This is a genomic window from Serratia sp. H402Y (assembly GCF_051172415.1).
In the GTDB taxonomy this organism is placed as follows: Bacteria; Pseudomonadota; Gammaproteobacteria; order Enterobacterales; family Enterobacteriaceae; genus Serratia; species Serratia ureilytica.
Genome location: NZ_JBPIYZ010000001.1, coordinates 665,073 through 687,747, shown reverse-complemented (window position 1 = coordinate 687,747; position 22,675 = coordinate 665,073). Strand labels below are relative to the sequence as shown.

At 54.5% G+C, this 22,675-nt stretch carries 17 protein-coding genes; 14 read left to right on the top strand and 3 right to left on the bottom strand.

Annotation, left to right across the window (positions count from 1 at the left end):
• Positions 1-42: 42 nt before the first annotated feature.
• Positions 43-1,155 carry an iron-sulfur cluster carrier protein ApbC gene (gene apbC, locus ACSBQS_RS03510; RefSeq protein ID WP_033650602.1) on the bottom strand — a complete coding sequence of 371 codons (1,113 nt, stop codon included), beginning with the start codon at positions 1,153-1,155 and terminating at the stop codon, positions 43-45.
• Positions 1,156-1,314: 159 nt separating this feature from the next.
• Here apbC and metG point away from each other — a divergent pair, with 159 nt between their 5' ends.
• From metG to sanA, 14 genes are all read left to right on the top strand, one after another.
• A complete protein-coding gene (gene metG / locus ACSBQS_RS03505; protein WP_072628014.1) occupies positions 1,315-3,342 on the top strand; it encodes a methionine--tRNA ligase in 2,028 nt (675 codons plus the stop codon).
• A 224-nt stretch (positions 3,343-3,566) separates the two neighbouring features.
• On the top strand, positions 3,567-4,634 hold the full coding sequence (locus ACSBQS_RS03500) for a sugar ABC transporter substrate-binding protein (protein WP_434989665.1): 1,068 nt from the start codon (positions 3,567-3,569) through the stop codon (positions 4,632-4,634).
• A gap of 131 nt (positions 4,635-4,765) precedes the next feature.
• Positions 4,766-5,977: an MFS transporter gene (locus ACSBQS_RS03495; RefSeq protein WP_047024999.1), complete on the top strand. Its 1,212-nt coding sequence runs from the start codon at positions 4,766-4,768 to the stop codon at positions 5,975-5,977.
• 569 nt (positions 5,978-6,546) lie between these two features.
• Positions 6,547-7,449, top strand: coding sequence for a UTP--glucose-1-phosphate uridylyltransferase (locus tag ACSBQS_RS03490; RefSeq protein WP_047025000.1), 903 nt, complete (start codon positions 6,547-6,549; stop codon positions 7,447-7,449).
• 210 nt (positions 7,450-7,659) lie between these two features.
• The gene (locus ACSBQS_RS03485) at positions 7,660-8,796 is read left to right on the top strand and encodes a polysaccharide export protein (RefSeq protein WP_047025001.1); all 1,137 of its coding nucleotides are present in this window, start codon (positions 7,660-7,662) and stop codon (positions 8,794-8,796) included.
• A gap of 8 nt (positions 8,797-8,804) precedes the next feature.
• Complete coding sequence (locus tag ACSBQS_RS03480; RefSeq protein WP_047025002.1) at positions 8,805-9,239, top strand: protein-tyrosine-phosphatase; 435 nt, start codon at positions 8,805-8,807, stop codon at positions 9,237-9,239.
• 12 nt (positions 9,240-9,251) lie between these two features.
• Complete coding sequence (gene wzc, locus ACSBQS_RS03475) at positions 9,252-11,417, top strand: tyrosine-protein kinase Wzc (protein WP_047025045.1); 2,166 nt, start codon at positions 9,252-9,254, stop codon at positions 11,415-11,417.
• A gap of 110 nt (positions 11,418-11,527) precedes the next feature.
• Positions 11,528-12,691 (top strand): acyltransferase family protein, encoded by a 1,164-nt coding sequence (locus ACSBQS_RS03470; RefSeq protein WP_047025003.1) that lies wholly within the window; start codon positions 11,528-11,530, stop codon positions 12,689-12,691.
• Between the two features lie 186 nt (positions 12,692-12,877).
• The gene (locus tag ACSBQS_RS03465; RefSeq protein WP_172698272.1) at positions 12,878-14,071 is read left to right on the top strand and encodes a hypothetical protein; all 1,194 of its coding nucleotides are present in this window, start codon (positions 12,878-12,880) and stop codon (positions 14,069-14,071) included.
• Positions 14,072-14,265: 194 nt separating this feature from the next.
• Positions 14,266-14,673, top strand: a complete 408-nt coding sequence (locus ACSBQS_RS03460; protein WP_033642448.1) for a CidA/LrgA family protein — start codon at positions 14,266-14,268, stop codon at positions 14,671-14,673.
• Positions 14,670-15,365 (top strand): CidB/LrgB family autolysis modulator, encoded by a 696-nt coding sequence (locus ACSBQS_RS03455; RefSeq protein WP_033642447.1) that lies wholly within the window; start codon positions 14,670-14,672, stop codon positions 15,363-15,365. Before ACSBQS_RS03460 ends, ACSBQS_RS03455 begins: the two co-directional genes overlap by 4 nt.
• Positions 15,366-15,502: 137 nt before the next feature.
• Complete coding sequence (gene cdd, locus ACSBQS_RS03450) at positions 15,503-16,387, top strand: cytidine deaminase (RefSeq protein ID WP_033650596.1); 885 nt, start codon at positions 15,503-15,505, stop codon at positions 16,385-16,387.
• Positions 16,388-16,608: 221 nt separating this feature from the next.
• Positions 16,609-18,306 carry an NAD-dependent malic enzyme gene (locus ACSBQS_RS03445; protein WP_434989661.1) on the top strand — a complete coding sequence of 566 codons (1,698 nt, stop codon included), beginning with the start codon at positions 16,609-16,611 and terminating at the stop codon, positions 18,304-18,306.
• A gap of 169 nt (positions 18,307-18,475) precedes the next feature.
• Positions 18,476-19,219, top strand: coding sequence for an outer membrane permeability protein SanA (sanA, locus tag ACSBQS_RS03440; RefSeq protein ID WP_004938948.1), 744 nt, complete (start codon positions 18,476-18,478; stop codon positions 19,217-19,219).
• Positions 19,220-20,063: 844 nt separating this feature from the next.
• On the opposite strand, the gene mglC is transcribed toward sanA, so the two are convergent.
• Both mglC and mglA read right to left on the bottom strand, forming a co-directional pair.
• Entirely contained in the window at positions 20,064-21,074 is a 1,011-nt protein-coding gene (mglC, locus tag ACSBQS_RS03435) for a galactose/methyl galactoside ABC transporter permease MglC (RefSeq protein WP_033642445.1), read from the bottom strand.
• A gap of 11 nt (positions 21,075-21,085) precedes the next feature.
• Positions 21,086-22,594 (bottom strand): galactose/methyl galactoside ABC transporter ATP-binding protein MglA, encoded by a 1,509-nt coding sequence (gene mglA, locus ACSBQS_RS03430; protein WP_004938959.1) that lies wholly within the window; start codon positions 22,592-22,594, stop codon positions 21,086-21,088.
• Positions 22,595-22,675: the final 81 nt, after the last annotated feature.

Here is a 22,675-nt window from a genome sequence, read left to right as displayed (position 1 = left end):
AACCCGGCGTTTAAGCCGGGTTCTTGCATTGCGATAGGCTGATTACAGCGCGCGGAACGCAATCTCCGTCGGGATCGCCTCGCCCTGCCAATACATCTGCGCCGCCACGCGGCCGGCCAATTGACGATACATGTCGGCGAATTCGCTGTCCGGGCGGCTGATCACCGTCGGCGTACCGCGATCCAGATCTTCACGCAGCGAGATATGCAGCGGCATCTGCCCCAGCAGACGGCTGTTATATTTCTGCACCAGCTTCTCGGCGCCGCCGGTACCGAAGATCGGCTCATGGTGGCCGCAGTTGCTGCAGATATGCACGCTCATGTTCTCGACAATGCCCAGTACCGGCACATGCACTTTCTCGAACATTACGATACCTTTGGCGGCATCCAGCAAGGCGATATCCTGCGGCGTGGTGACCACCAGCGCGCCGGTCACCGGAATGTTCTGCGACAGCGTCAGTTGGATGTCACCGGTGCCCGGCGGCATGTCCAGCACCAGGTAATCCAGATCCGGCCACAGCGTATCCTGCAGCAGCTGCATCAACGCCTTGCTGGCCATCGGGCCGCGCCACACCATGGCGTTGTCGTCGGTCACCAGATAACCGATGGAGTTGGTCGCCAGCCCGTGCGCCATGATCGGCGCCATATGCTGACCGTCCGGCGAGGTCGGCCGCTCGTGTTCGGTGCCCAGCATGTTGGGGATCGACGGGCCGTAAATGTCGGCGTCCAGAATGCCGACCTTGGCCCCTTCGGCGGCCAGCGCCAGCGCCAGGTTGACGGCGGTGCTGGATTTCCCCACTCCGCCTTTGCCGGAGCTGACGGCGATGATGTTGCGCACGCCTTTGATCCCGGCCTGCGCGTTGGCGCGCTTCAGCGTCGTGATATCGTGTTTCAGCTTCCAATCGATGGCGCCGGCGCCGGTCACGCGCAGCAGTTCGGGGCCGACGCTCGCCTGCAGCGCTTCAAAACCGCTCTGCCAGGCAAAGGGCATCGTCAGTTCGATATGCAGTACATCGTCCAGCAACGCGCAGTGATGGATAGCCTTCAATGCGGTCAGGTTGTTTTTCAACGTCGGGTGTTCAAAGGCGGCCAGTACACCGGTCACCAGGGCGCGCAGAACTTCGGGGTTGGTCTGCTCAGGGGATTTTGCGTTCATCCCGGCTCCTTGATTTTGAATGGGTAGCTTCCGGCTAAGCATACCAGAACTGCGCGGCGGCTGGCGCGTATAACCTGTAAGAAACCGCCCTAGCAGCGAAGGGCGCGATCGGTTAACATCGAAGGCCCTTTTATTCATCACAGAAAGCAAGTTCTCACTATGGCTCAAGTCGCGAAAAAATTATTGGTGACGTGCGCGCTACCGTACGCAAATGGTTCCATCCATCTCGGCCACATGCTCGAGCACATCCAGGCGGATATCTGGGTGCGTTACCAACGAATGCGCGGCCACGAAGTGCATTTCATCTGCGCGGACGACGCGCACGGCACGCCGATCATGCTGAAAGCGCAGCAACTGGGCGTTAAACCGGAAGAAATGATCGCGGAGATGAGCCAGGAGCACCAACAGGATTTCGCCGGCTTTGGCATCAGCTATGACAACTATCATTCGACCCATAGCGATGAAAACCGTGAGCTGTCCACCCTGATTTACAGCCGCTTGAAAGAAAACGGTTTTATCAAGAACCGCACCATTTCTCAGCTGTACGATCCGGAGAAAGGCATGTTCCTGCCGGATCGTTTCGTGAAAGGCACCTGCCCGAAATGCAAATCGCCAGACCAGTACGGCGACAACTGCGAAGTGTGCGGCGCCACCTACAGCCCGACGGAACTGATCGATCCGAAGTCCGTGGTTTCCGGCGCGACGCCGGTGATGCGCGACTCCGAGCACTTCTTCTTCGACCTGCCGGCCTTCAGCGAAATGCTGCAGGCGTGGACGCGCTCCGGCGCGCTGCAAGAGCAGGTGGCGAACAAGATGCAGGAGTGGTTCGAATCCGGCCTGCAGCAGTGGGACATCTCCCGCGATGCGCCTTACTTCGGCTTCGAAATTCCGGATGCGCCGGGCAAATACTTCTACGTCTGGCTGGACGCGCCGATCGGCTACATGGGCTCCTTCAAGAACCTGTGCGACAAGCGCGGCGATCTGGACTTCGACGAGTTCTGGCGCAAAGACTCCACCACCGAGCTGTACCACTTTATCGGCAAGGACATCGTCTACTTCCACAGCCTGTTCTGGCCGGCGATGCTGGAAGGCAGCAACTTCCGCAAACCGACCAACCTGTTCGTGCACGGTTACGTGACGGTGAACGGCGCCAAGATGTCCAAGTCGCGCGGCACCTTCATCAAGGCCGGCACCTACCTGCAGCACCTGGACGCCGACTGCCTGCGCTATTACTACGCCGCCAAGCTCTCTTCCCGCATTGACGACATCGATCTCAATCTGGAAGACTTCGTGCAGCGCGTCAACGCCGACATCGTCAACAAGGTGGTGAACCTGGCTTCGCGCAACGCCGGCTTTATCAACAAGCGCTTCGGCGGCAAGCTGGCCGACACCCTGGCCGATCCGGCGCTGTACCAGACCTTCGTCGACGCGGCCCAGAGCATCGCCGAAGCCTACGCCGCCCGCGAGTTCAGCCGCGCCATCCGCGAAATCATGGCGCTGGCCGATCTGGCCAACCGCTATGTGGATGAGCAGGCGCCGTGGGTGGTGGCGAAAGAAGAAGGCCGCGACGCCGATCTGCAGGCCATCTGCTCGATGGGCATCAACCTGTTCCGCGTGCTGATGACTTACCTTAAGCCGGTGCTGCCTTCGCTGACCGAACGCGCCGAAGCGTTCCTCAACGCCGAGCTGAGCTGGGACGCGATCCCGCAGCCGCTGCTGGGCCATCAGGTGAACGCGTTCAAAGCGCTGTTCAACCGCATCGATCTGGACAAGGTCAACGAGATGGTCAGCGCCTCGAAAGAAGACATGGCCGCCGCCAAGCCGGTGACCGGCCCGCTGGCTGACGATCCGATCCAGGAAACCATCACCTTCGACGACTTCGCCAAGGTCGACATGCGTATCGCCCTGATCAAGAGCGCCGACTTTGTCGAGGGCTCCGACAAGCTGCTGAAGCTGCAGCTGGATCTGGGCGGCGAATCGCGCCAAATCTTCTCCGGCATTCGCTCCGCTTACCCGGACCCGAAAGCGCTGGAAGGCCGTCTGACCATCATGGTCGCCAACCTGGCGCCGCGTAAAATGCGCTTCGGCGTGTCAGAAGGCATGGTGATGGCGGCGGGCCCAGGCGGGAAAGAGATCTTCCTGCTGAGCCCGGACAGCGGCGCGCAGCCTGGCATGCAGGTCAAGTAATCGCGCAGATGCGCGGCGTAGGGAGGGTCGAGCTTGCTCGGCCCTTTTTTATTGCCCCAACCCCCACGTTATAAGCATGAAGAAAAAGTCATAACCGCCCTGATTCCCCTGCCCGCCGCATCCGGCTATGATGCTCCGAAACCCAAAATAGACGTCCAGACAGAAAGACTGCTATAACAGACCTTCACCGGGATCGTTTCCCTGCTTTTTTGGAGCCTATAATAATGAAAAACCTCAAGACTTCGCTGCTCGCCCTCAGTCTGTTGTCCGCCCTGCCGCTGCAGGCGGCGGAAAACGCCGCCGTACCCGCCGCCATCGCTCAGCATCAGGGGCCGGTGCGCATCGCGGTGATCCGCAACCTCGGATCCGACGACAACACCACGCAATTTTTGGCGGGCGCCATTCAGGAAGGGCGCAAGCTGGGCTTCAAGGTGGATACCTTCCTCAGCAACGGCGACGACGCGCGCTTCCAGGACTTCGTCAATCAGGCTATCAGCCAGAAATATGACGGCATCATTCTCTCGCAGGGGCGAGCCCCCTATTCCACCGACCTGGTCAAGCGCATCGCGGCGGCCGGCATCGCCGTCGCGGCTTTCGATACCGACGTCAGCGGCGGCGTTCCCGGCGTCACCGTCTCGCAGCAGGATGACGCTTCACTGGCCAACGCCTCGTTCGGCCAGTTGGTGAAGGATTTCAACGGCCAGGCCAATATTGTCAAACTGTGGGTGGCCGGCTTCCCGCCGATGGAGCGCCGTCAGGCCGCTTATCAGCAGTTGCTGAAACAGCATCCGGGCATTCATGAGCTGGAATCGATCGGCGCGGTCTCATCCGACGTACAGGGCGATACCGCCAACAAGGTGGGCGCGGTGCTGGCGAAATACCCGAAAGGCAAGATCGACGCCATCTGGGGAACGTGGGACGCCTTTACCCAAGGGGCTTACAAGGCGCTGAAAGAGAACGGCCGCACCGAAATCAAGCTGTACAGCATCGATATCTCCAACCAGGATTTGCAGCTGATGCGCGAGGCCGGCAGCCCGTGGCAGGTCAGCGTGGCGGTGGATCCGAAGCTGATCGGCGCGGTCAACCTGCGCCTGGTGGCCAACAAGATCGCCGGGGAAAGCACGCCGGACAACTATCAGTTCAAAGCGGCGATCATTCCGCAGGCGCTGCTGCTGGCGCAACCGGGGCCGGTCAACGTCGCCGGCCTGGCGAAGATCATCCCCGGCTGGGGCAGCAGCAGCGATTTCGTTCAGCCGTGGTTCGCCACGCTGCAGGCCGAACACGGTAAATAATGCTGTTTTTCACGAGGCTGCCGACGCAGCCTCTGTTTTTCAGATAAATATCGGCAGCCCCCTTCCGTCCCCGCCAAAATGCGCTATGTTATCTGCATCGCCCAATAACTGTATGCATAAACAGGTTTCAAATGAAGGGATTCCCCTCGCTGATCAACGTACTGCTGGCCAGTTCGCTGGTGTTGACCATCGGCCGCGGCGTCACGCTGCCGTTCATCACCATCTACCTCACCGAGCACTTCCAGCTGTTGCCGAAAAGCGTGGGCGTGATCCTGGGCGTCAGCCTCACCCTCGGCATCATCGCCAGCCTGTACGGCGGCTATCTGGTGGACAAATTCAGCAAAAACCGCCTGATCCTGCTGTCGATTTTATTGTTCGCGCTGAGTTTCTTCGCCATTCCCTGGATCCCGCGTCCCGGCGGCGTGATCGTGGTGCTGGCGATCCTGCATACCTGTTATTCGGTGCTGAGCATCACCATTAAGGCCTGTTTCGCCGATTGGCTGCCGGTCGAGCAGCGCATCAAGGCTTTCTCAATCAACTACACGCTGGTCAACGTCGGCTGGGCGATCGGCTCTGCGCTCGGCGTTCTGGTGGCCGGGCTGAGTCCGCTGCTGCCGTTCTACCTGTCAGGCGGCCTGGCGCTGGCGACGGTGACGGCGCTGAGCCTGCGCTTGCGCGGTGGTGAACAGCGCCCGGCGCCAAGCGCCGCCGCACCGGCCGCGCTGGCCAACTTCCGCCAAACGCTGGCCATCTTGCGCAGCGATCGGCGGCTGATCTACTTCACCCTCGGCAGCACGCTGGGCGCGGTGGTGTTCGGTCAGTTCACGGGCTATCTGTCGCAGTACCTGATCACCGTCTCCAGCGCCGAGTTCGCCTACAAAATCATCGGGTTGGTGATGATTGTCAACGCCGGTATCGTCATCGCCCTGCAATACCTGCTCAGCCGCGGCATGCGCCAGGAGAATATGCTGCGCTGGCTGGCGCTGGGCACGCTGTTTTTCATCGTCGGGCTGCTCGGCTTTATGGTGGCCGGCCAGGCGATCTGGCTATGGCTGGCGGCGATGGCGGTGTTTACCTTAGGCGAGATCATCGTTATCCCGGTGGAATACATGTTCATCGACTTTATCGCGCCGCCGCACCTGAAAGGCAGCTACTATGGCGTACAGAACCTCAGTGCATTGGGCGGCGCCATCAACCCGGTGCTGTGCGGGGTCATGCTCAGCTACGCCGCGCCGCCGCTGATGTTCGTGATGCTGATCGTCGCCGCGTTGCTCAGCCTGCTGTTTTTCTTTTGGGGTTATCGTTCGCCACCGGATAATTGTCTAGGGCAGGCGAAACGCTAGCCCCTCATCTACGTTGGTCTGAAAAAAGCCCAATGACGGGAAAAAGAACGTGATAAGCCACGTTGAAACAATGGTAGTCTTAATCCTAAAAAGGCAGCAGCAAGCTGCTCAGGCTTGTAACATGGCCCCATTCATATGAAAATCTGCCACGGCAAAATCAGAATATACCCGTATATAGTAAAACGAGTTAAAATCAAAATCTTAGTCGTTATTTTGCCCTAAAACGCTGCAATTAAGTACATTGTTAGCAACACAATATGAAGCACACAGCGTTTTGGTAGCTGCGAACCAAGGGCGGTAGCGTGCTTAAGCTGTTTCGGTGCTCGTCAGCAGCCCCATCAGGATCAATTCAGACCGGTACGGCTTCCCTGCGGAGGGGGTTGTAGTGATACCATTCTCACTACTATGCCCAGTTTCACCTATATATTTAGTCAACGAGTAGCGTTCTGGTCAGCGCCTCTGCACGATATCAAGAGATAAGATGCACTGTAGGCTTTTAAAAATCATGTTCGACAAATCGGCTAAATCATAGCGAGTTTGAACCGGATTAATTAAAGACAGGAGTTGAGATGAGCAAGTTGAAGGCGATTATCCCGGTGGCAGGACTGGGTATGCGAATGTTACCGGCGACCAAAGCCATCCCTAAAGAAATGCTGCCCATTGTCGATAAACCTGTCATTCAATTCATTGTTAATGAATGTGCCCAGGCAGGTATTGAAGAAATTATCCTCGTTACCCACTCATCAAAGAATGCGATAGAGAATCATTTTGATACCTCGTTCGAGCTTGAAGCAATGCTCGAATCTCGAGTAAAACGCCAGCTATTGGATGAAGTTCAGTCCATCTGCCCGAAAGGCGTCAAGTTGATGCATGTTCGTCAAGGTCAGCCCAAGGGGCTGGGACATGCGGTACTCTGCGCTAAACCGATTGTCGGCAACTCGCCGTTTGTTGTGTTGTTGCCAGATGTGATTATCGATGACTCGTTGGCCGATCCACGCCAGGATAACCTCGCAAAAATGATAACCAGATTTAATGACTCCGGGGTCAGCCAGGTATTGATCAAGCAAGGTGATGCTGAAATGTTGCATAATTATTCTGCAGTAGAATGCGATAGGCAGTGCCTGAAACCCGGTGAAAGTGCGGCCATCCTGTCCCTGATCGAAAAACCGGAAAAAGAAGCTATCTCGCAGGCCAATTATGCCGCCGTCGGTCGATACGTGCTCTCTTCCGCCATCTGGCCTATTCTTGAGAAAACGGAACCTGGCGCCTGGGGGCGGATACAGCTGACGGATGCAATTGCCAAGCTGCTTGATGAACATTCTGTCGAAGCCCTTTGCTTAAAGGGTGAGTCTTACAACTGCGGTGAGAAAATCGGCTATATGCAGGCCTTTTTAACTTATGCTATGCGACACCCCAATCAGGGAGAAGAGTTCAGCCATTGGCTGAAACAATGGTCTTCTGGCGCTGGGTGATTAGTGTAAAATTCATACCAGAAGCGATCAGGCGACACCCAAAGACGCTGTTGACGTCACGCCTGGCGCTGCATAGAGAACTAAATGCAACTAAATAGAACAAATAGTCCTTTTCGGGTTTACTTCGGCTGGGAACGCATTTCTCTGTAAAACCGAAAGCCTTACCAGATTATTTGTAATGATATTTACATTGAAAGTGATGATAACTAGATGGCTAACCGACAACTTAAATTAATTTCCATACTCGTTTCGCTTAGTATGCTCAGCGGCTGTACCATTATTCCGGGTACACATCTTTCCACTTCAGGAAAAAATGTTGTAAAACAAGATGATGCTGATTACAAAATCGATGACCTGGTCAATATCTACCCACTAACCCCCAAACTAATCGAGAAAATGCGGCCGATTCCCGTCGTCGCTCAACCTAACTCCTCTCTCGATAACGCTCTACGCAGTTACGAATACAAAATTGGTGTTGGCGATGTCCTCAACGTAACAGTTTGGGATCACCCAGAGCTCACAACGCCTGCCGGCCAATATCGCAGTGCCAGCGATACAGGGAACTGGGTGCATTCAGACGGCACGATTTTCTATCCTTATATAGGTAAAGTCAGGGTTGTCGGCAAAACAGTGACGCAAATCCGCACTGAAATATCTAACCGCCTGGCGCAATATATCGAGAGCCCGCAAGTGGATGTCAGCATCGCTGCCTTCCGTTCGCAAAAAGCCTACGTGACCGGCGAGGTCGCTAAATCAGGCCAGCAGCCTATCACTAACGTGCCACTAACGATTCTCGACGCGATCAATAATGCAGAAGGCCTGACCGAGAATGCCGACTGGCGTAACGTTATTCTCACCCACAATGGCAAAGAAGAACGAATCTCTCTGCAACAGCTCATGCAGAATGGCGATCTAATGCAAAACCGGTTGCTATATCCGGGCGATATTCTCTACATCCCGCGCAACGATGATCTTAAGGTCTTCGTGATGGGTGAAGTGAAAAATCAATCGACGCTGAAGATGGATCGCAGCGGTATGACCTTGACCGAAGCCTTAGGCAACGGCAACGGCTTGGAGCAAAATATCGCTGACGCCACCGGCATCTTTGTCATCCGCCCTCTTCGCGGAACGCAAGGGAAAAAGCTGGCGGATATCTATCAGTTGAACCTGTCTGATGCAACCGCCTTTGTGATGGGCGCCGAATTCCGTCTACAGCCTTATGACGTGGTCTATGTGACAGCCGCACCTATCGCAAGATGGAACCGTCTGATTGGCCAGCTCTACCCAACCATAGAAAGCTTCAACAACCTGAGCGAAGGTTCGTTGCGTATTCGTAACTGGCCGTAGAGGTAGCTATGTTTGATTCGATTCTCGTCGTATGTGTGGGCAATATTTGCCGTTCTCCGACTGGCGAACGGATGTTAAAACGCCTTCTGCCCCATAAAAAAATCGCCTCTGCCGGTCTGGGGGCCATGGTCGGTCACCCAGCGGATCCTTCAGCTATGGCTGTTGCTGAACAAAACGGCCTATCGCTAGAGCACCATTCAGGTGCCCAACTGACTAAAGAACTCTGCCGCGAATATTCTCTTATCTTGGTCATGGAGAGGAAACATATCGATGGCGTATGCCGATTGGCGCCTGAAGTAAGGGGGAAAACCATGCTTTTTGCTCACTGGCTTGCGCAAAAAGATATCCCCGATCCCTATGGTAAAAGCACCGAGGCGTTTGAATTCGTCTATCGTCAACTGGACGAATCGGCAAAGAAATGGGCAACTGTTTTAAATAAATAACCAGAGATGACAATGACAGACAATATTCGTAGCCGAAGCACAGATAATAGAAGTGAAGAGATCGACCTCGGTCGTTTGTTCGGTACATTGATAGATAATCGCTGGCTTATTATTGCAATCACGGCATTATTTTCTGTAGCCAGTATTATTTATGTACTATTTTCAACACCGGTCTACCAGGCCGATGCATTGGTTCAGGTGGAACAGAATGCTGGCAATTCCATTCTGAACAACTTGTCTGAAATGCTTCCTAACAGTCAGCCGATGTCCAGCACTGAAATCGAGTTGATCAAATCTCGACTGGTAACAGGCAAAACGGTTGACGATCTCGATCTGGAAACGGTGATAGAACAAAAATATTTTCCGGTCTTTGGCCGAGGCTGGGCTCGACTGACAAATGAAGAACCTGCGCAGATCGCCTTGTCTCGTTTCACTGTACCAGAATATATGCTGGATAAGCCTCTGGAACTTACCGTTGTCAACGACAAAGAATATGTGCTGGATTTCGATGGCACCGAGGTTCTAAAAGGCCAGATCGGGCAGTTTGCGCAAGCCCATGGCGTCACACTGCTGGTCAGTTCCTATCTCGGTAAACCTGGCACCGTATTCACTGTAACGCGGGTACCACAGCTTTCCGCCATCAACGCTCTGCTGAAATCACTGGTTGTTGAAGATAAAGGCAAGGATACCGGCGTGTTGGCCCTCAGCTTTACAGGGGAAAATGCGTCTTCGGTAAGAAAAATTCTCGACAGCATCACCAAGAATTACTTGCTGCAAAACGTCGAGCGTAAGTCTGAGGAAGCGGGTAAAAGCCTGCAGTTCCTCGAAAAACAGCTTCCCGATGTTCGCAGTTCACTCGATGCGGCAGAAAGTAAGCTCAACCAATTCCGCCAAGCCAACGACTCTGTTGACTTGTCTTTGGAAGCCAAGTCGGTTCTCGATACTATCGTTTCCGTTGAATCCCAGCTGAATGAGTTGACCTTCAAAGAAGCGGAGATTTCCAAGCTCTATACGAAGGAACACCCTGCCTATCGTGCACTAATGGAAAAACGCAAGACACTGCAAAACGAGAAAGAGAAACTGAACAAACGCGTTTCAGGCATGCCTAAAACGCAGCAAGAGATTCTGAAATTAACCCGCGATGTTCAGGCTGGACAAGAGATCTACATGCAGCTGCTGAACAAACAGCAGGAGCTCGGCATCACCAAAGCGAGCACTGTGGGCAACGTCCGCATTGTTGACTCGGCAGTGACCCAATTACGCCCTGTCGCGCCTAAGAAAACGCTGATTGTCTTGTTGGTGACGATCGTCGGTTTTATTATCTCTTCAGCACTCGTTCTCTTGAAAAATATGCTGCATCGCGGGGTAGAAAACTCAGAAGAGCTGGAAGAGCGCGGGATCAACGTGTATGCCAGTATTCCTCTCTCTGAGTGGCAACAGAAGTCAGACCGTGAAACATTACTACGGGGCGGCAAAAAGAAGAACACGCGTTCAGATTCTCTGTTGGCAATAGGCAACCCTGCAGATCTGGCCATTGAAGCGATTCGTAGCCTGCGAACCAGCCTTCACTTCGCCATGCTCGAGTCAAAAAACAATATCTTAATGATTTCCGGTGCTAGCCCTAATATTGGTAAAACATTTGTCAGCATAAACCTGGCAGCCGTTATTGCTCAATCAGGACAGCGTATACTGGTGATCGATGCCGACATGCGTAAAGGCTACTCACACGCCCTGCTTAACGTCAATTGGAATAATGGTCTCTCTGATATCCTGTCTGGGCAGACAACCGTTGAAAAAGCCGTGCGAAAAACCAGCGTTGATAATATGGACTTTATTCCACGTGGTCAGATCCCGCCAAACCCATCAGAATTGTTGATGAACGATCGTTGCAGTGCGTTATTAAAATGGGCTAGTGAACATTATGATATCGTGCTGATCGATACGCCTCCAGTGCTCGCCGTAACCGACTCTTCGATTATCGGGCGCATGGCGGGTACTGTCCTGATGGTAGCGCGCTTTGGCGTCAATACCGCTAAAGAAATTGAAGTCAGTATCAACCGTTTCCAACAGAATGGAATCGATACTCGCGGCGTCATTCTCAATGCCATCGAAAAGCGCGCCAGCAGCTATTACGGCGGCTACGGATACTATAACTACAGTTACAAAAACAATAGCTGATAGTCTATTATGCACCCGTGAATTACATATTCCGGGTGCAATTTTCATTTATCCCGCACAGAGCAAAATAGATAATTATTAATAGAGCCCCAGCTCACTTCGGAGTGTTGATGAAAAGATATACTGTTTTGGATAGTTTTAGGGGTATATGCGCGCTTTGTGTGGCTCTACATCATCTGAATGTCACGGGCAGCATTACTGAATGGGCTATATTCAGAAATTCCACCTATATGGTTGAATTCTTCTTTATCCTTAGCGGTTTTGTATTAACTCACAGTTATTTTAACCGAGATTTCAACAAAGTCACTCTGACTAATTTCGTCATCAGCCGCAGTTTTAGACTTTTTCCGCTGCACATTATTATGCTACTCGTATTCCTTCTTTTCGAGTTTGGGAAACTAGCAGCTCAAAACTATGGGTTTTACTTTAATAAGCCGGCATTTACGGAACTTAGTGCGCCAACAGAATTCATTCCTAATCTGTTGCTGCTGCAATCTTGGATTCCTACTGCCGAAAGTCTCTCCTTTAATTACCCGTCATGGAGTATCAGTGTAGAGTATTACCTTTATCTTGTTTTTGGTGGGATCCTCTTCTTCAGCAATGACAGAAAAATTATCGCAATCGCGCTATTCGCACTGCTGTCAATATGGGGTTTTTACTCTTTGCTGAGTCATAACCTGTTGCTTAAAGATGATGCATTCCGCGGTATCTCTTGCTTCTTCTTTGGCTCGCTCATTTATTTTATTCATTCAAAAATAGCCAACATAAATATCAACAAATATGTTGCATCTCTATTGGAAATGGCCATCGTCCTTGCCTGTTTCTTCTGTATGACTTTACCTGTCGAAAACAAAGGTGTTACCGTCAGTGTACTGTATGGTCTGGCTATTATTATTTTCTCTGGTGAATTTGGCATTTTCTCGTCATTATTAAAGTCGACATTCTTCCAAAATTTGGGGAAGCACTCATTTTCCATTTACATGACTCACGCAGCGATCATTTTCCTGATGGTCAGTAGCGCAATGATACTATCAAAACTATTGGGTGTTGAACTAAGCTACTCTCAGGCGAACCCGTACGGAAACCCAATAAGATATATAAACTTAGGCAATACTACGATTAACAATATCCTTGTTCTTTGTTCTCTCGCCGTCATTCTATTCGTATCGAAACTGTCTTACGATAGCATCGAAAAAAGATCCATACGATATGGAAAGAAATACCAAATAAATCGCACAGTGCAAAATGAAACTAACGAGCAGTCCACTCAGTAATTTTCACTGAATTGAAACAGAATATTAGATATTCATGCGCAGAGCTTTGCAATGAAAATAATGCGAACATATCTTCCAAACAGGTTTTTACTGCTTTTTTTATTTATCTCATTCTTTTCGGGTGTCGTGAGTTTAGCATCCGTAATGTTAAACATGGCCATACTGAAGCTTTGGAAGGAAGCGTTCATGGCCTTAATGTTGATCGTTGCCATTTGCTACTCTGGTGGCCGAATTAGTGCCAAATCAATCATACCAACAATAATACTTCTAGCTATTCTCATCTTTGCGATTCTCACTATTGCGACAAATTTTAACAGTAAAAATTTTATTGTTTTTTATCAGTTGAAGTTTGATGTACTGCCTATGCTTTTTTTAATCGCAGTATTGATCATTTTATCTAAACAATCCCTACAGGATCTTGAAACGCTTTGCATAAGCGTTGCCAAGATGATGTTTTTCCTGGGCGGGCTCAATGCCATTGCGATTATCCTTCAGCAACTTTTCCCAGATTCTTTCATGGGGCTACTTGGCTTAAGTGCCGGTGAATGGGGCAGTGACAGCGGTGTTCGGTTAAACTCGACTGAAGGCAATATTCGGGCCATCGGGTTCCAGCTTGCTTTCACCATGTCCGGCGTGCTCATGTTTTTCTGCCTGGTCGTGTCATTCGAAGCACGGAAGTTATTCGCAGGTAAGCGTTGGCCATTGTTCTTCTCACCGCTATTTATGATTGCTATCATCTGCACAACATATAAAACAGCCATTCTAGCTGCATTGGTATATTTGCTGACTAAAGTGATTGAGTTTCTATTCAGAAAAACGTCGGGCATTATCGTATTCTTCATGGGGCTCGTTATATTCTCAATGTTCTGTTACTCAACGCATAGCTATGATGTCTATGAGATTGTCAGAAAATATAATGAAAATGCGGCATACAACTCAATTTATCTGCGCGTCTGGGAGCATTTAAAGATCCTCTCAGATCTGGACTCAACAGGAAAAATTCTTTTCGGTGCAGGCTTGGGGCTGAATGGTACCTTCGGTCTGGATAAGTCACTCTATGGAATACAGGCAATACCTATTGATAGCGCCTATATCTATATGGTCAGTAACTATGGATTTGTTGGCTTCTTCACTTATCTTGCTCTGATGGTCTACTTGCAATTCAAATTGTACAAGATCAAGCGTTTTGACATTTTCGGCGCCAGGTATTTTGTGTTCTTTACGCTGACTATTGAGCTGTTCTATAACCTTGGACTTGGCAACTTCCCGAACAACATCCTGTTAATACTGTTCGTCGCCATTCCATTTGTACTTCATAGAAAGTCTTTGGACGAGCAACGTACCCATAATTCCGCAGATACGGAACATCTATCCTATTGAGATTGTCTTTTTTTTACAAACCAGCAACATTCTTTTTATGAATAATTCATGCAGAGGGTTGCTGGTTTGCTCCCATCCTTCCCTATCCCCCTCGCTGCACGCTGCACTGCCCCTATGTCATGATTTTTTGTGAGCTATAGCACACTGCCGAACTTAATTGTATGATGAATACATCGGTTAAACGGGAAAAGACAATGGCCAACGTGCTCACACTGTGCTGGAAATACCTCAGGGCCCTGCTCCTCATCTACCTGTGTCTGTTCGTCGGCAACGCAGTGGCGGCGCTGCTGCCTTTCGCCATTCCCGGCAGCATCATCGGCATGCTCTTGCTGTTCGCGCTGCTCTCCACCCAGATCCTGCCGGCCAAATGGGTTAAACCCGGCTGTCATTTGCTGATCCGCTACATGGTGCTGCTGTTCGTGCCGATCGGCGTCGGCGTGATGAAATATTACGACCAGATCGTCGCGCATCTGGGCCCGCTGGTCATTTCTTGCCTGATCAGCACGCTGATGGTGCTGGTGGTGGTCGGCTATACCTCACACTATTTTCACCGCGAGCGGCGCATTGCCGGCAAGCCCGACGACACGGAGGGCAACTCATGATCCACGAAATCTGGTGGTCGCTGCCGCTGACGCTGGCGGTCTATTTCGCCGCGCGCTGGCTGGCGCGCAAGTTGAACATGCCGCTGCTCAATCCGCTGCTGGTGTCCATGGCGGTGATCATCCCGCTGCTGCTGCTCAGCGGCATTTCCTATGAGCGCTACTTCCAGGGCAGCAGGATCCTCAACGATCTGCTGCAGCCGGCGGTCGTCGCGCTGGCCTTCCCGCTGTATGAGCAGTTGCACCAAATCCGCGCACGCTGGAAGTCGATTATCACGGTGTGCTTCATCGGCAGCCTGACCGCCATGATCAGCGGCGGCGCCATCGCCCTGTGGTTGGGCGCCACGCCGGAAATCGCCGCCTCTATCTTGCCGAAATCGGTCACTACGCCGATCGCGATGGCCGTCGCGGACTCGCTCGGCGGCATTCCGGCGATCAGTGCGGTTTGCGTTATTTTCGTCGGCATCCTCGGCGCCGTGTTCGGCCACACGCTGTTCAACCTGTTGAAAATCACGACCCCCTCGGCGCGTGGCCTGGCGATGGGCACGGCTTCCCACGCGCTGGGTACTGCGCGCTGCGCGGAGATGGACTATCAGGAGGGCGCCTTCGGCTCGCTGGCGCTGGTGATCTGCGGCATCATCACCTCGCTGCTGGCGCCGTTTGTGTTTCCGGTGCTGTTGCATCTGTTCGGTTGATCAGGATGAAACTTGCGATACATCTCGCATTTACGCCTTTTATTGCATTGATTTCATCATTTAAGAGATATTGATCACACTTTAATGTCTCTGGCCTGCCTAGAATGTGATCCCGTTAACCTGTAGAGAGACCTTCCATGCATCCGCGTTTTCACACCGCTTTCAGCGCACTGCCCGCGACACTGCAATCCGCCCTGCAGCCCTATCTGGACGCGTCCGACTTTCCGGCGATGTTCACGGCCGAGCAAGCGGCGGCGATCCGCTCAGGTTGCGGGTTGGACGATGACGCGCTGGCATTCGCGCTGCTGCCGCTGGCGGCGGCCTGCTCGTTAACCCCGATATCGCATTTCCACGTCGGCGCCATCGCGCGCGGGCAAAGCGGCAATCTCTATTTCGGCGCCAATATGGAATTCAGCGGCGCGCCGCTGCAGCAATCCGTACATGCGGAACAAAGCGCAGTGACTCACGCCTGGCTGCGCGGCGAAAAAGCGCTGGCCTCGATCACCGTCAACTATACGCCGTGCGGCCACTGCCGCCAGTTTATGAATGAGCTGAACAGCGGCGGCGCGCTGCAAATCCGTTTGCCTGGCCGCGCGCCGGCCACGCTGGCGGACTATCTGCCGGACGCCTTCGGCCCGAAAGATCTGGATGTCGCTTCACTGCTCATGGACGAGGTCAATCACGGGCATCAACTGCCGCTGAACGATGCGCTGACGCAAGCGGCGCTGGCGGCGGCCAACCGGAGCCATGCGCCGTACAGCAACGCCCACAGCGGCGTGGCGCTGGAAACGGCAGACGGCAGCCTCTACGCCGGCCGCTATGCGGAAAACGCCGCTTTTAACCCGAGTCTGCCACCGCTGCAGGCCGCGCTGATCCTGCTGAACCTCTCCGGCGGCGACTGCCGGGCTATCCGTCGCGCCGTCCTGGCCGAACCGCAGGACGCGAGCATCAGCCAGTGGGATGCCACCCGCGTCACTCTGGCGGCGCTGGGTTGCCAAAACGTCAGCCGCGCCGCCTTCTAAGCGCACGACGGCGGGGCCATCCGGTTCCGCCGTTAACAGCACCGCCCGCCAAATACAATGCCCCGACGCCGCCAGAGACACTTTCTTTAGTTAAAAAATCATTTGATTGTCGATAATTACGCCAACCTGGTTCATCATCGGGCAACAAATGCTGTACATCTTCTCTTTATCTTTTAGGATCGTCGGCAATACAGTTATCTGATACGTGAAGAGTAAAACTGATGGAACTAGAATACGAAAGCAAACGCCCGCTCTACATCCCTTACGCCGGCCCGATTCTGCTGGAATTTCCGCTGCTGAACAAAGGCAGCGCTTTCACCGAGGAAGAACGTAGCCACTTCAACCTGCACGGCCTGCTGCCGGAAGCGGTGGAGACCATCGAAGAACAGGTGGAACGCGCCTACCGTCAGTATCAGGATTTCAAGAACGATAACGATAAGCACATCTACCTGCGCAACATCCAGGACACCAACGAAACCCTGTTCTATCGCCTGCTGGACTCGCACCTGAGCGAGATGATGCCAATCATCTACACCCCGACCGTCGGCGAGGCCTGTGAGCACTTCTCCGATATCTACCGCCGCGCGCGCGGGCTGTTCATCTCCTACCCGAACCGCGATCGCATCGATGACATGCTGCAAAACGCCACCAAGCAGAACGTCAAGGTGATCGTGGTGACCGACGGCGAACGCATTCTCGGCCTGGGCGACCAGGGCATCGGCGGCATGGGCATTCCCATCGGCAAGCTGTCGCTGTATACCGCCTGCGGCGGCATCAGCCCGGCCTATACCCTGCCGGTAGTGTTGGACGTCGGCACCAACAACCCGCAGCGCCTCAACGATCCGCTGTACATGGGCTGGCGCCATCCGCGCATCTCCGGCGAGGAATACCACGCCTTCGTCGAAGAGTTTATTCAGGCGGTTAAACGCCGCTGGCCGAACGTGCTGCTGCAGTTCGAAGACTTCGCGCAGAACAACGCCACCCCGCTGCTGAACCGCTACCGCGACGAGATCTGCTGCTTTAACGACGACATCCAGGGCACCGCCGCGGTCACCCTCGGCAGCCTGATCGCCGCCAGCCGCGCCGCCGGCAGCCAGCTGCGCGATCAGACCGTCACCTTCCTCGGCGCCGGTTCCGCCGGCTGCGGCATCGCCGAGCAGATCATCGCGCAGATGAAGTCCGAGGGGTTGAGCGAAGACGAAGCGCGCGCCCGCGTATTCATGGTTGACCGTTTCGGCCTGCTGACCGACAAACTGCCGAACCTGCTCGACTTCCAGAGCAAGCTGGTGCAGAAGAGCGACAACCTGGCCGGTTGGGAAACCGCCAGCGACGCCATCTCGCTGCTGGACGTGGTGCGCAACGCCAAGCCGACCATTCTGATCGGCGTTTCCGGCCAGCCGGGGCTGTTTACCGAAGAGCTGATCCGCGAGATGCACAAGCACTGCGAACGCCCTATCGTGATGCCGCTGTCCAACCCGACCTCACGCGTGGAAGCCCGTCCGGAAGACATCATCAACTGGACCGACGGCGCCGCCCTGGTCGCGACCGGCAGCCCGTTTGCGCCGGTAAGCTTCAAAGAGCAGTTGTACCCGATTGCTCAGTGCAACAACTCCTACATCTTCCCGGGCATCGGTTTGGGCGTGCTGGCCTCCGGCGCCACCCGCGTCACCGACGCCATGCTGATGGCCGCCAGCCGCGCGCTGGCGGATTGTTCGCCGCTGGCGACCGACGGCCACGGCGCGCTGCTGCCGAATATCGACGATATTCAGGGCGTATCCAAGTGCATCGCCATGGAAGTGGGCAAAGCCGCCCAGCTGCAGGGTGTGGCGATCGTCACCTCCGAAGACGCACTGTCGAAAGCCATCGAGCACAACTTCTGGCGGCCGCAGTACCGCAGCTATAAGCGCACCTCGTTCTGATTGACGCGCTGAAATGACCCAGCCCGGCTTCGCCGGGCTTTTTTGTGCGGCAAAACCGCCGAAAAATGCGGCGACGCGCGTGCTTCAGGCGGTTCGCGTCTTGCGTCGGTCGGTCAGGTAAAGTAGCCTTGATCCATCTTTTTCAGCCCGGCGCGCGTAAGGCAACAACATGTGGAAACGCCTGATAATCAGCCTGTTCATCATCATTGCGGTGTTGATGGGCTCGGCTATTGCGCTCGATCGCTGGATCAGCTGGAAAACCGCGCCTTACGTCTACGACGAACTGCAGGAATTGCCGCATCGCCAGGTCGGCGTAGTGCTCGGCACCGCCAAGTATTATCGCACCGGCGTGATCAACCAGTATTACCGTTACCGCATTCAGGGAGCGATCAACGCTTATAACAGCGGCAAGGTGAAATACCTGCTGCTGAGCGGCGACAATGCCCAGCAAAGCTATAACGAACCGATGACCATGCGCCGCGATCTGATCGCCGCCGGCGTGGCGCCGAGCGATATCGTGCTGGATTACGCCGGCTTCCGCACCCTGGATTCCATCGTGCGCACCCGCAAGGTGTTCGACACCAACGATTTCATCATCATCACCCAGCGCTTCCACTGCGAACGCGCGCTGTTTATCGCCCTGCACATGGGCATTCAGGCGCAGTGTTACGCGGTGCCGTCGCCAAAGGACATGATGACGGTGCGCGCCCGCGAGATCTTCGCCCGTCTGGGCGCGCTGACCGATCTGTACATCCTCAAGCGCGAGCCGCGCTTCCTCGGCCCGCTGATCCCGATCTCCGCCATGCACACCGTGCCGGAAGACGCCCAGGGTTATCCCGCCGTCTCGCCGGAACAGTTGGTGGAGCTGGAGCACAAGCTGAAAGAAGAGAAGCAGAAAGCCAAACAGCCCTGACGCGGCAAACGCCCAAAAAAAGCCGGAAAAATAGGCCTAATACCGGTCACTTAAGCCTGACTGGTATTTTTTATCCAGTCTCTTTACGTGACGTGCAGGATGAATTGCCGTAAATCCCCCGAATTTCTCTGTTACTACAATGAACGGCAATTGGAGGGGCCGAAGGCGCGGCCCCTCCACCCGCGCCCTTGCTTAACACCGTCTGTCCGCTGTGCGGAAATTACTCGGCCCACCCTGGGCCTCGCCCCTTCGGGGCCGCTGCAAGCACGTTCAAATATGCTCCCGGCAGATTTGTCCTCGCCGCGTCTGCATTGTCGGGCGGGTCGGCTGCGACAAACGTCCCTGTTAGTCTCGCCTCAACCGGCCTTCCCTGGCCGGTTGCCCCTGACAATGCCGTCTTGCTCGGCAGCCGGTGATGCGCGCCTAAGGTCAACACCCGAACTGGCAGCTACCGGGCAACCTGTCCCTTATGAGGTTATGACAGAGAAGAGAAATCGGAGATGAGCACGGTATTGGACGCCCTTGAAGACGCCGAACGCAGGCATAGCGCATTAGGCGAAACCGCCATGGACGGCGGTTTCAGGTGAGACAGGCAGGGACGCCTGTCGCAACCGGCCTCAATGCGCTATGGCGGAGAGAGGGCAGTTGGCAAAGCCAACCGTCTGATAGGGCAAAGGCGCGGGTTGCCAGGGGCCGCGCCTTCGGCCCCTGGCTCGGTCGAGGTGCTGGAGCCTCATGATGCACCTCTCATTTATCGACCGAAAACGACTCGAGTATTTCAAAAAAACGCTAACTGACCAGCATTAGGCAATAGGCCGGCCTTGTCGTCTCTGCTGCGGTAGATCTACTTCTTCTTGGCGTATTTCAACGAGTCCAGCGCCACGGCGAAGATGATGATGCTGCCCTTGATGATGTACTGCCAGTACGGGTTGATGCCGATATAGGTCAGGCCGTAGTTGATGACGGTAAAGATGATCACCCCGGTCACCACGCCCCACACCGTACCCACCCCGCCGGCAAACGAGACCCCCCCCACCACGCAGGCGGCGATGGCGTCCAGCTCATACATAAAGCCGAGGTTGTTGGTGGCGCTGCCGATGCGCCCCGCTTCCAGCAAGCCGCCGAAGGCATAGAACACGCCGGACAGCGCATAGATCATGATCAGGTTCAGCGGCACATTCACGCCGGACACTTTGGCCGCTTCCGGGTTGCCGCCGATGGCGAAGATGTTCTTGCCGAAGCGGGTCTTGGTCCACAAGATCCAGACGAAAATGATGGCAATCAGCGCATAGAAGGTGATGTACGACAGCTTGAAGTCGCCGAAGCGCAAGAAGCCTTGGGCAAAAGTGGAGAACTTCGGATCGAAGCCGGCGACCGGCGACGCGCCGACCGAATCGTAATACAGCGAGTTGATGCCGTAGACGATGATCATGGTGCCCAACGTGGTGATGAACGGCGTCACGTTGAGGTAGGCGATAATCAGGCCGTTAACCAGGCCGATCACCGCGCCGACCGCACACACCAGCAGGATAACCACGGGAATCGACCAGGTTTCCATGTGCGGGAACACTTTGTTGACGTTATCCATCGACTGCAGCAGCGTGGCCGCCACCACCGCCGCCAGCCCCACCTGCCGCCCGGCGGACAGGTCGGTGCCCTGGGTCACGATCAATCCCGCCACGCCCAGCGCGATGATGATGCGCACCGAAGACTGCGTCAGGATATTGCTCAGGTTCATCAGGCTGAGGAAAGTGGGGTCCTGAATGATGATGATGGCCAACAGCACCAGCAACACCACGTAAATGCCGCCTTCCTTGAAATAGGTAAATAAGGTTTTTTTATTTAGCGCGTTCATAATTCGAATCCTTAAAGGTGCAGGGAGGCGAGACGTAAGATTTCATTTTGCGAGGTCTGCTTGGTATTAACGATGCCCGCAACCTGACCATTGCTCATCACCAAAATACGGTCGGTGATCCCCAAAAGCTCCGGCATTTCGGACGAGACGATAATAATCCCCTTGCCCTTCTTCGCCAGCTCGGTCATCAGCTGATAGATCTCGAACTTGGCGCCCACGTCGATGCCGCGCGTCGGTTCATCCAGCATCAGGATTTCCGGTTGCGTCAGCAGCCAGCGGCCGATGATCACCTTTTGCTGATTGCCGCCGGACAGCGAGCCGATATGGGTGTGATGCCCCGGCGTTTTCACCCGCATGGCGTCGATCACCCACTGGGTGTCGCTCTTCATCCGCGCGTTGTCCAGCAGGCCGAGCTTGTTTTTATAATTGCGGATGTTGGAGATCAGCGAGTTGAAACCCACGTCGAGGTAGGCGTAAATCCCGGTGGATCGCCGCTCTTCGGTCACCAGCGCGAAACCGTGGTTAATCGCTTCGTTGGCGCTGTGGTTGTCGATCGCCTTGCCGTGCAGCTTGATAGTGCCCGCCACCTTCTCGCGAATGCCGAACAGCGTCTCGACGATGTCGGTGCGCTTGGCGCCCACCAGCCCGGCGATGCCGAGGATCTCGCCCTGGTGCAGATCGAAGGACACATCGCGGATCGAAGGCTGGCGCAGCGACGTCAGGTTCTTCACCTCGAGGATCACCTCACCCGGCGTGTTCTGCCTGTCGGGGAAACGCTGGCTCAGCGAGCGGCCGACCATCATGGCGATGATCTTGTCCATATCCAGCCCTTCCAGCGGCTGGGTGGCGATCCACTGGCCGTCGCGCAGCACCGTTATCTCGTCGCACAGCTGGAAGATCTCTTCCATCTTGTGCGAGATATAGACGATGCCGCAGCCGCGCTCTTTCAGCTTGCGGATGATGGTGAACAGGTGATTGACCTCTTTCTCCGTCAACGAAGAGGTCGGTTCGTCCATGATGACGATCTTGGCGTCATAGGAAAACGCTTTGGCGATCTCGATCATCTGCATCTGCGACACCGACAGGTTTCCCACCTTTTCGCGTGGGTTGATGTCGATATCCAGCTCGTCGAAGATCGCCTGAGTGTCTTTGAACATCTTGTCCTGATCGACGAACAGGCCTTTGGTCGGGTAGCGTCCCAGCCACATGTTGTCCATCACGGTGCGCTGCAGCACCAGGTTCAGCTCCTGATGCACCATGGAAACGCCGTGCTCCAGCGCTTCCTTCGAGCTCTTGAAGTCGATTTCCCGGCCCTGAAATACAATGCTGCCGCTGTCTTTTTTGTAAATGCCGAACAGGCATTTCAACAACGTCGATTTCCCCGCGCCGTTCTCCCCCATCAGGGCGTGAATGGAGTGCGGACGGACGCGTAAATTGACATTGTCCAAGGCTTTGACGCCGGGAAATGACTTACAAATATCCGTCATTTCCAGCAAAAATTCGCGTGAGCTATCGGCCATAAATACACCTGGCTTAACGATCTTGCAGTCGTAAACATCCCCGCCGGCGGTATCCCTGGTGTTGGCGCCGCAGGCGGGGTC

What these genes read in the sequence shown, in the direction of transcription:
- apbC (WP_033650602.1), bottom strand. Translation starts at nt 1,155, where the DNA reads ATGAACGCAAAATCCCCTGAGCAGACCAACCCCGAAGTTCTGCGCGCC.
- metG (WP_072628014.1), top strand. Translation starts at nt 1,315, where the DNA reads ATGGCTCAAGTCGCGAAAAAATTATTGGTGACGTGCGCGCTACCGTAC.
- ACSBQS_RS03500 (WP_434989665.1), top strand. Translation starts at nt 3,567, where the DNA reads ATGAAAAACCTCAAGACTTCGCTGCTCGCCCTCAGTCTGTTGTCCGCC.
- ACSBQS_RS03495 (WP_047024999.1), top strand. Translation starts at nt 4,766, where the DNA reads ATGAAGGGATTCCCCTCGCTGATCAACGTACTGCTGGCCAGTTCGCTG.
- ACSBQS_RS03490 (WP_047025000.1), top strand. Translation starts at nt 6,547, where the DNA reads ATGAGCAAGTTGAAGGCGATTATCCCGGTGGCAGGACTGGGTATGCGA.
- ACSBQS_RS03485 (WP_047025001.1), top strand. Translation starts at nt 7,660, where the DNA reads ATGGCTAACCGACAACTTAAATTAATTTCCATACTCGTTTCGCTTAGT.
- ACSBQS_RS03480 (WP_047025002.1), top strand. Translation starts at nt 8,805, where the DNA reads ATGTTTGATTCGATTCTCGTCGTATGTGTGGGCAATATTTGCCGTTCT.
- wzc (WP_047025045.1), top strand. Translation starts at nt 9,252, where the DNA reads ATGACAGACAATATTCGTAGCCGAAGCACAGATAATAGAAGTGAAGAG.
- ACSBQS_RS03470 (WP_047025003.1), top strand. Translation starts at nt 11,528, where the DNA reads ATGAAAAGATATACTGTTTTGGATAGTTTTAGGGGTATATGCGCGCTT.
- ACSBQS_RS03465 (WP_172698272.1), top strand. Translation starts at nt 12,878, where the DNA reads ATGGCCTTAATGTTGATCGTTGCCATTTGCTACTCTGGTGGCCGAATT.
- ACSBQS_RS03460 (WP_033642448.1), top strand. Translation starts at nt 14,266, where the DNA reads ATGGCCAACGTGCTCACACTGTGCTGGAAATACCTCAGGGCCCTGCTC.
- ACSBQS_RS03455 (WP_033642447.1), top strand. Translation starts at nt 14,670, where the DNA reads ATGATCCACGAAATCTGGTGGTCGCTGCCGCTGACGCTGGCGGTCTAT.
- cdd (WP_033650596.1), top strand. Translation starts at nt 15,503, where the DNA reads ATGCATCCGCGTTTTCACACCGCTTTCAGCGCACTGCCCGCGACACTG.
- ACSBQS_RS03445 (WP_434989661.1), top strand. Translation starts at nt 16,609, where the DNA reads ATGGAACTAGAATACGAAAGCAAACGCCCGCTCTACATCCCTTACGCC.
- sanA (WP_004938948.1), top strand. Translation starts at nt 18,476, where the DNA reads ATGTGGAAACGCCTGATAATCAGCCTGTTCATCATCATTGCGGTGTTG.
- mglC (WP_033642445.1), bottom strand. Translation starts at nt 21,074, where the DNA reads ATGAACGCGCTAAATAAAAAAACCTTATTTACCTATTTCAAGGAAGGC.
- mglA (WP_004938959.1), bottom strand. Translation starts at nt 22,594, where the DNA reads ATGGCCGATAGCTCACGCGAATTTTTGCTGGAAATGACGGATATTTGT.